This is a genomic window from Micromonospora sp. D93 (assembly GCF_018070365.1).
Lineage (GTDB): Bacteria > Actinomycetota > Actinomycetes > Mycobacteriales > Micromonosporaceae > Micromonospora > Micromonospora ureilytica.
Map to the genome: position 1 here is coordinate 163,683 of NZ_JAGPXW010000010.1, position 13,143 is coordinate 176,825.

General features: G+C 72.7%; 11 protein-coding genes. 8 read left to right on the top strand and 3 right to left on the bottom strand.

All coding sequences use genetic code 11. The features are described 5' to 3' along the window. The first annotated feature begins 34 nt into the window (after nucleotides 1–34). The 7 genes from pdhA to KBX71_RS14535 all read left to right on the top strand — a co-directional run bounded on the left by pdhA (nucleotide 35) and on the right by KBX71_RS14535 (nucleotide 9,959). Nucleotides 35–1,210, top strand: coding sequence for a pyruvate dehydrogenase (acetyl-transferring) E1 component subunit alpha (pdhA, locus tag KBX71_RS14505; RefSeq protein WP_210818394.1), 1,176 nt, complete (start codon nucleotides 35–37; stop codon nucleotides 1,208–1,210). Next, the gene (locus tag KBX71_RS14510; RefSeq protein ID WP_210818395.1) at nucleotides 1,210–2,199 is read left to right on the top strand and encodes an alpha-ketoacid dehydrogenase subunit beta; all 990 of its coding nucleotides are present in this window, start codon (nucleotides 1,210–1,212) and stop codon (nucleotides 2,197–2,199) included. Before pdhA ends, KBX71_RS14510 begins: the two co-directional genes overlap by 1 nt. Next, a complete protein-coding gene (locus tag KBX71_RS14515) occupies nucleotides 2,196–3,635 on the top strand; it encodes a dihydrolipoamide acetyltransferase family protein (protein WP_210818396.1) in 1,440 nt (479 codons plus the stop codon). Before KBX71_RS14510 ends, KBX71_RS14515 begins: the two co-directional genes overlap by 4 nt. 217 nt (nucleotides 3,636–3,852) lie before the next feature. After that, on the top strand, nucleotides 3,853–3,990 hold the full coding sequence (locus tag KBX71_RS14520) for a hypothetical protein (RefSeq protein WP_167492909.1): 138 nt from the start codon (nucleotides 3,853–3,855) through the stop codon (nucleotides 3,988–3,990). A 344-nt stretch (nucleotides 3,991–4,334) separates the two neighbouring features. Further along, entirely contained in the window at nucleotides 4,335–7,169 is a 2,835-nt protein-coding gene (locus KBX71_RS14525) for a hypothetical protein (protein ID WP_210818397.1), read from the top strand. 710 nt (nucleotides 7,170–7,879) lie between these two features. After that, nucleotides 7,880–8,062: a hypothetical protein gene (locus KBX71_RS14530; protein WP_210818398.1), complete on the top strand. Its 183-nt coding sequence runs from the start codon at nucleotides 7,880–7,882 to the stop codon at nucleotides 8,060–8,062. 58 nt (nucleotides 8,063–8,120) lie between these two features. Next, nucleotides 8,121–9,959: an NHL domain-containing thioredoxin family protein gene (locus tag KBX71_RS14535; RefSeq protein WP_210818399.1), complete on the top strand. Its 1,839-nt coding sequence runs from the start codon at nucleotides 8,121–8,123 to the stop codon at nucleotides 9,957–9,959. A gap of 114 nt (nucleotides 9,960–10,073) precedes the next feature. On the opposite strand, the gene KBX71_RS14540 is transcribed toward KBX71_RS14535, so the two are convergent. The 3 genes from KBX71_RS14540 to KBX71_RS14550 are packed head-to-tail and all read right to left on the bottom strand — an operon-like array spanning nucleotide 10,074 to nucleotide 12,356. Beyond that, nucleotides 10,074–10,823: a LamB/YcsF family protein gene (locus KBX71_RS14540; protein ID WP_210818400.1), complete on the bottom strand. Its 750-nt coding sequence runs from the start codon at nucleotides 10,821–10,823 to the stop codon at nucleotides 10,074–10,076. Next, nucleotides 10,807–11,769: a biotin-dependent carboxyltransferase family protein gene (locus KBX71_RS14545; protein WP_374102601.1), complete on the bottom strand. Its 963-nt coding sequence runs from the start codon at nucleotides 11,767–11,769 to the stop codon at nucleotides 10,807–10,809. The genes KBX71_RS14540 and KBX71_RS14545 overlap by 17 nt, the downstream gene beginning before the upstream one ends. After that, a complete protein-coding gene (locus KBX71_RS14550; RefSeq protein ID WP_210818402.1) occupies nucleotides 11,667–12,356 on the bottom strand; it encodes an allophanate hydrolase subunit 1 in 690 nt (229 codons plus the stop codon). Before KBX71_RS14550 ends, KBX71_RS14545 begins: the two co-directional genes overlap by 103 nt. A gap of 107 nt (nucleotides 12,357–12,463) precedes the next feature. Between KBX71_RS14550 and KBX71_RS14555 the strand changes: the two genes are divergently transcribed. Next, nucleotides 12,464–13,141 (top strand): hemolysin III family protein, encoded by a 678-nt coding sequence (locus KBX71_RS14555; RefSeq protein ID WP_210818403.1) that lies wholly within the window; start codon nucleotides 12,464–12,466, stop codon nucleotides 13,139–13,141. The last annotated feature ends 2 nt before the right edge of the window (nucleotides 13,142–13,143 follow it).

Sequence of the window (13,143 nt, forward strand, 5' to 3'; positions counted from 1 at the left end):
CCGGTGCCGACGCAGACACGACAGGGAGAGACCGATGGCAAAGGGCGACCCCGGGGGCACCACCCGCAGCAGGCGGGCCACACCCCGCTCCAGGAAGGGCGCGGCCGGCGACCCCGCGCTGGTGCAGCTACTCACTCCCGAAGGCGAGCGGATCGACAGCGCCACCGGGCCGGACGGCACCGAGTACCGCGTCGACTTCACCGACGAGGAGTACCGCGGTCTCTACCGCGACCTGGTGCTGGTCCGGAAGTTGGACGCCGAGGCGACAGCTCTCCAGCGCCAGGGCGAGCTGGGCCTCTGGGCCAGCCTGCTCGGCCAGGAAGCCGCCCAGGTCGGCTCCGGGCGGGCGCTGCGTACCCAGGACATGGCCTTCCCGACCTACCGGGAACACGGCGTCCTCTACTGCCGGGGCATCGACCCGATCATGCCGCTCGGCCTGTTCCGCGGCGTCGACCAGGGCGGCTGGGACCCGAACGAGTTCAAGTTCAACATGTACACGATCGTCATCGGCGCGCAGACCCTGCACGCGACCGGCTACGCGATGGGCATCACCATCGACGGCAAGACCGGCACCGACGACGGTGAGGCCGCGATCGCCTACTTCGGCGACGGCGCCACCAGCCAGGGCGACGTGAACGAGGCGTTCGTCTGGGCCAGCGTGTTCAACGCGCCGCTTGTCTTCTTCTGCCAGAACAACCAGTACGCGATCTCCGAGCCGCTGGAGCGGCAGACCCGGGTCCCGCTCTACCAGCGGGCCGCCGGCTTCGGCTTCCCCGGCGTACGGGTGGACGGCAACGACGTGCTCGCCACGTACGCGGTCACCCGCACCGCGCTGGACAACGCCCGCCTCGGACAGGGGCCGAGCCTGATCGAGGCGTACACCTACCGGATGGGCGCGCACACCACCTCCGACGACCCGACCCGCTACCGCATCGCGAGCGAGGTCGAGGCGTGGCAGGCCAAGGACCCGATCGCCCGGGTCAAGGTCTTCCTGGAGAAGCAGAAGATCGCCGACGCGGACTTCTTCGCCGAGATCGACGAGCAGGCCCGCCGCGAGTCGGTGCACCTGCGCGAGCGGGTGCTCGCCATGCCCGACCCGGCGCCGGTGACGATGTTCGACCACGTCTACCCCAACGGGTCTCCGCTGCTCGACGAGCAGCGCGCGAAGTTCAGCCGCTACATGGAGTCGTTCGAAGGGAGCGCCCACTGATGGCCACGGAGACGCTCACCATCGGCAAGGCCCTCAACACCGGTCTGCGCCGCGCCCTCGAGAACGACCCCAAGGTCATCATCATGGGCGAGGACGTCGGCAAGCTCGGCGGCGTCTTCCGGATCACCGACGGTCTGCAGAAGGACTTCGGCGACCAGCGGGTCATCGACACCCCGTTGGCCGAGTCCGGCATCATCGGCACGGCTGTCGGTCTGGCCATCCGCGGCTACCGACCGGTCTGCGAGATCCAGTTCGACGGCTTCGTCTACCCCGCGTACGACCAGATCGTGTCGCAGGTGGCGAAGATGCACTACCGCTCGGGCGGCCGGCTCAGCATCCCCATGGTGATCCGGATCCCGTTCGGCGGCGGCATCGGCGCGGTCGAGCACCACTCCGAGTCGCCGGAGGCGTACTTCGCGCACACCGCCGGCCTGAAGGTGGTGACCTGCTCCAACCCGCAGGACGCGTACGTGATGATCCAGCAGGCCATCGCCTCGGACGATCCGATCGTCTTCCTGGAGCCCAAGCGGCGCTACTGGGAGAAGGGCCAGGTCGACCTGGACGCGCCGCTGTCCGACGCGTACCCCCTGCACTCGGCCCGGGTCGTGCGGCCCGGCAGCGACGCCACCGTGCTGGCCTACGGCCCGATGGTGCGGACGTGCCTGGAGGCGGCGACCGCCGCCGCGGAGGACGGCCGGGAGCTGGAGGTCATCGACCTGCGCTCGCTCTCGCCGCTGGACCTGACCGCGGCGTACGAGTCGGTGAAGCGCACCGGCCGCGCGGTCGTGGTGCACGAGGCGCCGTCCAACATCGGCCTCGGCGCCGAGTTGGCCGCCCGGATCACCGAGGAGTGCTTCTACTCCCTGGAGTCGCCCGTGCTGCGGGTGACCGGCTTCGACATCCCCTACCCGGCCGCCCGGGTGGAGGAGGAGTTCCTGCCCGACCTCGATCGGGTGCTCGACGCCGTCGACCGCACCTTCGGCTGGTGAGCGACATGTCCCGGATCAAGACGTTCAACCTGCCCGACCTGGGCGAGGGGCTGACCGAGGGCGAGATCCTGGCCTGGCTGGTCAAGGTCGGCGACACCATCGAGCTGAACCAGCCGATCGTCGAGGTGGAGACGGCGAAGGCGGCCGTGGAGATCCCGGCGAAGTGGGCCGGGCAGGTGCAGGCGATCCACCACCCGGAGGGCACCACTGTCGAGGTCGGTACGCCGATCATCGCGATCGACACCGACCCGGGAGCTGGCCCGCTGGAGACGCCGTCGACCACTGCCACGCCCAGCGGTGACCTGCCCACCCCGTCGGCGGCCTCGCTGGCGGCGGTGGAGGTGGCACCGGCCGAGGGCATGGTCGAGCCCGGCCTGATCGGCGGTGCGGCCCCTGGTGGCCGGACGGCGGTGCTGGTCGGCTACGGCCCGCGTACGACCGCCGCGAAGCGCCGTCCCCGCAAGGGCGAGGTCCCCGCGCAGGCCGTGGCGACCCCCGCCACCCCCACGATTCCGGCACCACAGGTCCATGATCGACGCGGTGGGACGAGCGGCGGCGTGTTGGCCAAGCCGCCGGTGCGCAAGCTCGCCAAGGATCTCGGGGTCGACCTCGGCACGCTGACCGGGTCGGGGCCGCTCGGCTCGATCACCCGGGAGGACGTGCAGCAGGCGGCGAACGGCGCGACAGTTGTGGTTGCCGAGCCGATCGCTGCGGCGACCGCGCCCAGCTTCGGAGCGGACCGGGAGCAGCGCATTCCGGTCAAGGGCGTCCGCAAGCTCACCGCCGAGAACATGTCCCGTTCGGCGTTCACCGCCCCGCACGTGACGGAGTTCCTGACCGTCGACGTGACCCGGGCGATGAAGGCACTGGACCGGCTGCGCGGCCGCAGGGAGTGGCGCGACGTACGGGTCTCGCCGCTGCTGCTGGTGGCGAAGGCGGTCCTGCTGGCGGTGCAACGGCACCCGATGGTCAATTCGACCTGGGCGGGCGACGAGATCGTGGTCAAGGAGTATGTCAACCTCGGCATCGCGGCGGCCACCGAGCGCGGTCTGATCGTGCCGAACGTCAAGGACGCCGGCCGACTCTCGCTGCGGGAGTTGGCGGACGCGCTGACCGACCTGGTGCAGACGGCGAAGTCCGGTCGCACCTCCCCGGCGGCCATGTCCGGCGGCACCCTGACCATCACCAACGTCGGCGTGTTCGGGGTGGACACCGGCACACCGATCCTGCCGCCGGGCGAGTCCGCGATCCTGGCCTTCGGTGCGGTGCGGGAGATGCCCTGGGTGCACAAGGGCAAGGTCAAGGTTCGCCAGGTCACCACGCTGGGGCTGAGCTTCGATCACCGGATCATCGACGGTGAGCTGGGGTCGAAGTTCCTGCGGGACGTCGGCGACTTCCTCACGGATCCGGAGGCGGCGCTGCTCGCCTGGACCTGATCTTCGCAACGCCAGCCACGGCCGGTGTGCCACGGGTTAACGCCCGGCACACCGGCCGTGTCCGTTGGGCGACGGAACCATCGGTCAGACGGCCTGTTGACCTTCGATTGTTAGGCAGGTGTCTCAACTCACCTAATAATCGATGGAAGTTCCCCGGCTTCTGCTGTTGAATAGACACATCAGGGGCTGACAACCGAATAGCCAGGGGGACCCACCAATGAGCATGATCGAGCGAATCCGCAACCACCGCGACGCCACCCGCCGCGCCCGTGCCATCGAGCACGCGCTGCGCTCGGCGAACTCGCCGGCGGTTCGCGAGGAGATCCTCGCCATCGCCCAGCGTCACATGAGCTGACGCCCCACGACATTCCGCATCTCCTCCAGATCGACGGCCCACCCGGCCCACCGGGTGGGCCGTCGGCGTTTCCCAGCCACCCACCACCGGGATTCCGCCCTGCCGCAGCGCCCGGTACGGTGGGCTTCGGTCGCCGCCCGCCGACCCGGCAGAGACCGAACCGACAGAAGCTGCTCGACACCAACCGGCGACGGTGAGTGACGGCCAGTGCTCCTTGGACGTGTCGTGCCACCACCCGATACCGTGCGGGGAGCCGGCGCAGCGGTACGCCGGTGACGCCGGCAGCCATGCCGAGGAGACCGATCGGCACCGGCGAGCCGACATGTGATGGAGGAGGCGCACCCATGACGTCCGAGGGCCCGCACCGCCCCGGCCAAGAGCCGGACGAGGTGTCACCGGGCGCCGGCGGACCGGCGCCGTACGGCGACCGCCCGGCGCAGCCGGACAACGGCCAGAACGCCGCCGGTCCCGACCTGGGCTGGGCACCCCCGCCCCCGACGCGGCCCAACCCGTCGGCGCCGGCATGGGCGACCCAGCCGGAGCAGCCACCGGCCCCCGCCTGGGGCGCCGCCGCTGCTCCGCAGCCCAACGACCCGGCGCAGCCCGCCTGGGCCGCGGGCGGTGGCGCGAGCGAGCCGCCGCAGCAGCAGCCCGGCGGGTGGCCCGGCAACGATGGCGCGTCCGCTCCGGCGCAGCCCGACCCCTGGGCCGCCCAGCAACAGGGCTGGACGCCCGCCGAGCAGACCTCACCCGCGCCGGCCTGGACCCCGAACACCCCCGCTGAGCAGCCCGACTGGGTGCAGGTGCAGCCGGCCGCGCGGGGCGCCGCGCAGGTTCCCCCCGCCACCGCCGCCTGGCCAGCCCAGGAGGACCCGGCCAACGGCTGGGGCGGCGCGGCGCAGGCCAACCCTCCCGCCGCTGACTGGCGCGGGGCAGAGTCTGCGCAGTCCGACGCACCGCAGGCCGCCGGCTGGTCCGGTGGCGCTCAGCAGGACCAGGGCGCTGGCAACAGCGGCTGGCCCGCCGGCGGTGCCCGGGACGACCAGCCGGTGTGGACTCCGGCGGAGCAGTCGCCACCGGCCTGGGGCCAGCCCGCCGAAGCAACCGAGCAGCCCGCCCCCGGCTGGGGTCAGGCCGCCGAAGCGACCGAGCAGTCCGCCCCGGGCTGGGGTCAGGCCGCCCCGCCGAACGCCGCCCGTGGCGCTGCCCAGGTCCCGGCTCCGACGACGACCTGGCCCGCACAGGACGACCCGGCCAACTCCGGCGGGTGGGCCGCGCAGCAGCAGGCGCAGCCCGCAGGGTGGAACGACGGCAGCGACGCACGGCAGGACCAGCCCGCGCGGCAGGACCAGCCCGCTCAGCCGGCCGCCTGGGGCGCCGCCGAGGGCCGCCCACAGCAGCCCGACTGGGTGCTCTCCCAACCTGAGCAGCCGACCGAGCGGCCGGAGCAAACGGGGTGGACCCCCGCGGAGCCGAGCAACCTCCCCGCCCGTGCCAGCGCCAGCGTGCCCACCAGCGGCGGCGCGCCCAACTGGGCCGCCAGCCAGGACAACGCCGCACAGGGCAACTCCGGCGGCGTGGCGGAGGTCGAGCCGTGGGCGCCCGGTGAGGTGTGGGGTCGCGCCGAGGCCGAAGCTTCCGCGCAGTCCCGTGGCGGCTGGGAGGCGGACCGGGGCGACGAGGCACCGGTCTACCAGCCCGGGCCCGCGCCGGGCATCTCACCGGCGAACGCGGTACCGCTGCCTCCGCAGGAGCAGCGCGTCCCGGGCGCCAGCCTGGCCGCCGCCCCGCCGGCCGACTACGCGCCCCAGGCCCAGTTCGCTCCGATCCCCGAGCAGCCCGCCTACGCCGAGCGGGAGACCCCGGACGCCGCCGCGCAGTACGGTGGCCGCCCCGAGGACGTCTCAGCGAGCGGCGCGGTGGTTCCTGCCCCGCGTACCTCTCCGGAGTCCGGAGCGGGCCGCGCGGTCGTCCCGGTGTCGGACGCCGAGTCGGCAGCCGGCGCGGCGGCCCGGGCCACGGCGAGCGCTTCGGTGCCGCTGGCCAGCCGGGTGATGCCCCCGACCGACCAGGCCATCCGACCGACCGGCACGGCAACACCGCAACCCCGGGTGTACGGCCGCCCGGCTCGACCGGAGCCGGAGGCCGAGCCGGAGCCGGAGGCGTTCCAGGGCGACCCGGGCGCGGACCGCCAGGGTGCTCCCGAGTGGCAGAACGACGCACCACGGCAGGCCACGCCCGACTGGCAGAGCGAGGGGCAGCGGCAGATCGCCCCCGACTGGCAGAACGACGCGCAGCGGCAGATCGGGCCCGGCTGGGGCGGCGAGTCTCCGGCCGATCCGCGCTTCGACGACCGGCAGCCCCCACCGAACGCCTTCAACGAGGCCCCGGCGGCGCCACCGGCGTTCCCGCCCGGTGTGCCGTCCTTCGTCGACGCCCCGGGCAACAACAGGCCGGTGAACGGCACTCGGCCGCACGCCGGTGCCGAGCCGCCGGCGGACCAGTTCGGCGGCCCGGCGTCGCCTGCCGCTGGCACGGTGAACGGGACGCCGACCTTCGGTGCGCCGAACTTCGGCGGGCCGGGCTCCAGCGGCCCGGGCTCCAGCGGGCCGGACTTCGGCGGCCCGGGCTCCAGCGGGCCGGACTTCGGCGGCCCGGGCTCCAGCGGGCCGGACTTCGGCGGCCCGGGCTTCGGCGGTCCGGCGACCGAACCGGCGCCGGGCGGCGCCTTCCCGCCGTCATTCCCGCCACCGCCACAGTCCGCGCCGTCCTGGGGCCAGGAGACCGGCCAGGCCGACCAGGGCCGGTTCGACTCGTTCAAGCCGGCCGCCGACGAGCCAAAGGTGGAGCCACCGACGCCGAAGGTACGCAACGGCCGGGTGCTGGCCGCGGTGCTGATCGCCGCGGTGCTCATCCTGGCGGTGCCGCTCGGCCTGCTGCTGCTGCTCGGCAAGGTCGGCGGGGACGACACCCCGGCCTTCGACCCGGCGGTCGGCACCTGCGTGAAGCAGTCCGGGCAGGGCGGCGCCACTGCGGCGGACTGCGGCGAGGCGAGCGCGTTCACGATCGTCTCGAAGGTGGACGCCAAGGAGAAGTGCGCCGACCCGACGCAGCCCCACGTGGTGCTGCCGGGCGGGGGCACCAACCGGGTGCTCTGCCTGAAGCCGGCCACGAAGTAGCTCCACCGACGGCGGGGTCACGGGCAACCGTGGCTCCGCCGTCGTCGTACCCGCAGGTGGTGTCGGCGTCTCGGGCACAATCCGGTTGTCGTGACTCGACCCCTTGATCGTTGGCAGCTGAGCAACCCGACACGCCGAGCACTGCACTGCTGAGCTGCCAACGATCGCCACGACCGACCCCGAGCAACGTCAAACTGGCTCGTCGATGCGTATGGCAAGTCACGTCGGCCGCTTCCCCGGGCGCGACTCCGGCGGAGCAGTTGGCCTTGGGCTGTTGCCTCCGCGCGGACGGAGGGGCACCGATAGCAGGAACTGCGCGTACAGGTCGACCACCGGCACCGCCGGGAGGTCGTTCACGGCCATCACGAACTGACTCGCGAGGTAGGTCGCCGCCGCCCAGGAATCGCCGGCCGCGAGCGTGGCCCTTGCAGAAGGACACGGGTACGGCTGTCGACACGCCTCGCAGTGCCACGTCGGACGCTGCGGCCGGTGGTCGTTCACCAGTGCCGCCCTACGTTGGCCAGGGGCAGGCCGTGGACGCACGCGCGGGACCACCACCGGCGACAGCGGTGCACGAGATCGGACCGTACCGGCTTCACTGCTCGACGTGGAGGCATAGGCTCGACTTTGACTGACCGGTTGGCAGGTCGTCAACCCCTCCGGTGACAAGTTGCCTACTCGTGTCACCGGATGGTCCGACCGTGCGCGTAATGGCCCTCTCGGAGGTCGCCGACTACCTCGGCGTCTCTCGCCAGCGCGCCGCGATCCTGGTAGACCGCCCGGACTTCCCGTCCCCGATGGAGACGTTGACCGTCGGCCGTATCTGGGACGCGGCAGAGGTCCGCGAGTACGCCGCGAAGCGCCGGGAGCGCAACGAAGGCGGCGCAGGCTAGGACGCTTGTCGTACGGGTCACGGCGGCTGGGCCCACGGCGCGTGGCAGGCTGGCAGGCATGGGAACGACAGCGCGTGTGCGCGCCCCCGAGCTACGAGGCCGGCAGTGGCTCAACACCGGTGGGCGCGAACTGAAGCTCGCCGACCTTCGCGGCAAGATCGTCATCGCAGATTTTTGGACGTTCTGCTGTATCAACTGCCTGCACGTGCTCGATGAGCTGCGCCCGTTGGAGGAGAAGTACGGCGACGTGCTCGTCGTGATCGGCGTGCACTCGCCGAAGTTCGAGCACGAGAAGGACGCCGACGCGCTCGCCGCCGCCGTGGAGCGGTACGGGGTGCACCACCCCGTGCTCGACGATCCCGAGATGGACATGTGGCAGCAGTACGCGGCCCGGGCCTGGCCGACCCTGTCGGTGATCGACCCCGAGGGTTACGTGGTGGCCACCATGGCCGGCGAGGGGCACGCCGAAGGGCTGGCCCGACTGATCGACGAACTGGTCGCCACCCATGAGGCCAAGGGCACCCTGCACCGGGGGGACGGCCCGTACGTTCCGCCGCCGGCACCGGAGACCGCGCTGCGCTTCCCCGGTAAGGCGGTGTTGCTGCCGAACGGCAACCTGTTGGTCTCGGACTCGGCCCGGCACTCCCTGGTCGAGGTCGACCCGGACGGCGAGACGCCGGTCCGTCGGATCGGCTCGGGTGAGCGGGGCCGGGCGGACGGGCCGGCCGCCGCGGCGACGTTCTCCGAGCCGCAGGGGCTGTGCCTGCTGCCCAAGCATGTCGCCGAGGTGGCCGGTTACGACCTGGTGGTGGCCGACACTGTCAACCACCTGCTGCGCGGCGTACGGCTGGAGTCCGGTGAGGTGGTCACGGTGGCCGGCAGTGGGCGGCAGTGGCGTGCCGAGGTCGACGACCACGCCCACGACGCGTTCGCCGTCGACCTCTCCTCCCCGTGGGACCTGGCCTGGTACGACGACAAGCTGATCATCGCGATGGCGGGCATCCACCAGCTCTGGTGGTTCGACCCGATCAAGCGGACCGCCGGCATGTACGCCGGCACCACGGTGGAGGCGCTGCGTGACGGCCCGCTGGCGGAGGCGTGGATGGCGCAGCCGTCGGGGCTCTCCGTCTCGGCCGACGGCACCCGGCTCTGGGTGGCCGACAGCGAGACCAGCTCGGTGCGGTACGTCGAGAACGGGGTGCTGGGCACCGCCGTCGGGCAGGGCCTGTTCGACTTCGGGCACGTGGACGGTCCGGCGGAGTCGGCGCTGCTGCAGCACCCGTTGGGTGTGTGCGCGCTGCCGGACGGTTCGGTGTTGATCGCGGACACGTACAACGGCGCGGTGCGCCGCTTCGACCCGGCCAGTAATCAGGTCTCCACAGTCGCCGACGGGTTGGCGGAGCCGAGCGACCTGGTGCTCACCCCGTCCGGTGAGGTGTTGGTGGTGGAGTCCGCCGCGCACCGGTTGACCCGGCTCGCTCCGGGCGCCCTGTCGGCGGCGGGTGCCAGCACTGTGGACGGGCCTCGGCACCACACCGAGCGTAAGCCGACCGACGTGGCGGCCGGCGAGGTCACCCTGGACATCGTCTTCAGCCCGGCGCCGGGGCAGAAGCTGGACGAGACGTACGGGCCGTCGACCCGGTTGGTGGTCTCCGCGTCCCCGCCGGAGCTGCTGGTGGAGGGTGCCGGGACGGGCACCGAGCTGTCCCGCCGGCTGGTGCTCAACGGCGAGGTCACCGCGGGGGTGCTGCAGGTGACCGCGCAGGCGGCGACCTGTGACGCGGACGTCGAGCACGCGGCGTGCCACCTGACCCGGCAGGACTGGGGCGTACCGGTCCGGGTGGTCGACGGGGCCGTGACCCGGCTGCCGCTGGTGCTCCGCGGCCTGGACGCCTGACGCGTGCTCCGCGGCCTGGACGCCTGACGCGTGCTCCGCGGCCTGGACGCCTGACGCGTGCTCCGCGGCCTGGACGCCTGACCGCGATCGGAGGGGCCGGTTGGGCCCCTCCGGTCAGGCGAACGGGGTCAGTGTGACGCCGGCGTCGATCAGGGTGGCGCGGACGAGTTCGGCGGCGGAGACCGCGCCCGGGGTGTCGCCGTGCACGCAGATGGAGTCGACCGAGCAGGGGATGACGGTGCCGTCCACCGCCACCACGCTGCGTTCGGTGGCCATCCGTGCCGCCCGTTCGGCCACCTGCTCCGGGTCGGTGATCACCGCGCCGGGGGTGCCGCGCGGCACCAGCGCCCCGTTGGGCAGGTAGGCGCGGTCGGCGAAGGCCTCGGCGACCACCGGCAGGCCCGCGCCGACGGCGAGTTGGGCGAGCGTCGAGCCGGGCAGGCAGAGCACTGGCAGCTCGGGGTCGTAACCGCTCACCGCGGCGACCACCGCCGCTGCCTGGGACTCGTCGGTGCTGGCCGCGTGGTAGAGCGCGCCGTGCGGCTTGAGGTAGCGGACCCGGGTACGGAACAGCCGGCAGAACGCGTCAAGCGCCCCCAACTGGTAGGTCACCTCGTCGCGTAGCTCGGCGAAGTCGTACGCGATGTGCCGCCGGCCGAACCCGGCCAGGTCCCGGTAGCCGACCTGCGCGCCCACGGCGACCCCGCGTCGCGCGGCGCCCTCGCACACCCGCCGCATGGTGGACGGGTCGCCGCCGTGGAAGCCGCAGGCGACGTTGGCGGAGGTGACGAGGCTCAGCAGCGCCTCGTCGTCGCCGAGTCGCCAGATGCCGAATCCCTCGCCCAGGTCAGCGTTGAGGTCCATGGAATCTGACGGTAGTCCCTGGCCGGGCCTGCGCGAGCGCTGTCACGTCGGTGACCACCCCGATGACGGGGTATCCACCCGTGGTCGGATGGTCCGCGAGGAAGATCAGGGGTTGTCCGTCCGCCGGCACCTGGACCGCGCCGAGCACGATGCCCTCGCTGGGAAGTTCGCCGGCGACCGCGCGGGGCAGCGCCGCGCCGGCGAGCCGCGCGCCGACCCGGTTGCTCACCGGGCTGACGGTGTACGCGCTGCCGAAGAGCCGGTCGAACGCGCTCGCCGTGAACCAGTCCTCGCGAGGGCCGGGGCCCAGCGTCAGGTGCAGCTCTTCAGGGGGCGTGGGGCACACGGTCAGGTCCACCGGTGCGGGGGTGCCGACCGGATCACCGAGCGGCAGCAGGTCACCGTCCCGCAACGGAGGCGGGCCGAGCGCGGAGAGGGTGTCGGTGGCTCGGCTACCGAGCACCTGTGACACGTCGATGCCACCCGCCACGGCCAGCCAACTCCGTACGCCCCGTCGGGCGGGACCGATCCGCAGCACCGTCCCGGCCGGCACGCTGAGGGGGCGTCCGGTGTCACCCGGCCGAACGCCGGCCTGCACCGGAACGTCGGCGCCGGTGACCGCCACCGTGGTGGCCCGGGTCAGCCGCACTGTGCAGCCGGTCAGGGTGATCTCCAGGCCGGCGGCGTGCTCCGGATTGCCGACCAGCCGGTTGGCCAGCCGCAGGGCGGCCGGGTCAAGGGCGCCGGATCGGGGTACGCCCAGGTGCGCCCAGCCGGGCCGGCCCAGATCCTGCACGGTGGTGAGCGCGCCGGCGCGGAGCACCTCGATGGCGGCCGGGTGGGTCACGCCGCCACCATCCGGACCGTGGTGCCCGGACCGAGCCGGGCCGGCGGGTCGGCGGCCACGTCGAACAGCACCAGGTCGGTGCGACCGACCAACTGCCAGCCGCCCGGCGACGCGCCCGGATAGATCCCGGCGTACGGGCCGGCCAGCGCCACCGAGCCGGCCGGCACTCGGGGACGAGGCGTGGCCAACCGGGGCAGCGCCAACTCGGCGGGCAGCCCGGTCAGGTAGGGGAACCCGGGGGCGAAGCCGCAGAACGCGACCTGGAACCGGGTGCTGGTCAACCGCTGCCGCACCGCCGGCACGTCCACCCCCCAGTGCTCCGCCACCGCCGGCAGGTCCGGCCCGTCGAAGGAGACCGGTACGACCACGTCCGCCGCGTCGTCGTCTTCGGCTTCGGCGTTGGCGTTGGCGTTGGCTTCGGCGGTGGGCTGGTTGGGGCGGGTGGTCGCGGCGGCGACGTCGGACGCCCATCGGGTCAGCTGCTGGGCCGTGGTGGTCGGGTCGGGCAGGCCGTCGAGGAGCACGGTCCGGGCCGCCGGCACGATCTCGACGGCGATCAGGTCGCCTCGCTCCCGACGCCGCCACAACTCGGACCGCCACGCTTCGACAAGCGCGGCCTCGGGGATGTCGGCGGGGGTGGTGCAGTCGAGGAGCAGGGCGTGCGCCCCGACCTGTCGGATCCGCATCCGCTCATCCTCGCCGATGTCGTGCCGATCCGGTGTTCACGATGATGGTGCCGGGTGTCACCAACGCCACTACTTCCAAGTAACCTACGGTGCCGTAACCTGACTGGGTGACCACCTCCGCCCCGCTTCGCCTGAAGCCGGTCGACATCGGCAAGCCCCGGATGCGCGGCTGGCTACACACGTACGCCTTCTTCGTCGCAGTGGTCTGCGGCATCGTGCTCTGCTCGATCGCCGCCACCCGACCGGGGTGGGCACCCCTGGTGAGCTGCCTCATCTACAGCCTGACGGTCTGCGGGCTCTTCGGCACGAGCGCGCTGTACCACCGTCGTGTGTGGTCGGAGCGCGGCTACCAGGTGATGCGCCGGATGGACCACTCGATGATCTTCGTGTTCATCGCCGGCACGTACACACCGCTCTGCGCGATGCTGCTCGCGCCCCGGCCGGCCACCGTGATGCTGGCCCTGGTCTGGGGTGGCGCGCTGGCCGGCGTGGCGGTCAAGGTGGTGTGGCCGCACGCGCCGCGCTGGGTGTCCGCGCCGCTCTACCTTGCGCTGGGCTGGGTGGCGGTGGCCATGCTGCCGGAGATCCTGCACGGGGGCGGCGTCGCGGCGCTGGTGCTGCTGATCATCGGCGGCGCGATGTACAGCGTCGGCGCGATCTTCTACGCGTTGCGCCGGCCCAATCCGTGGCCGACCGTCTTCGGCCACCACGAGTTCTTCCACTCCTGCACGCTGCTGGCAGCGCTCTGTCACCACATCGCGATCTACTTCGCGCTGTTCGCCTGACC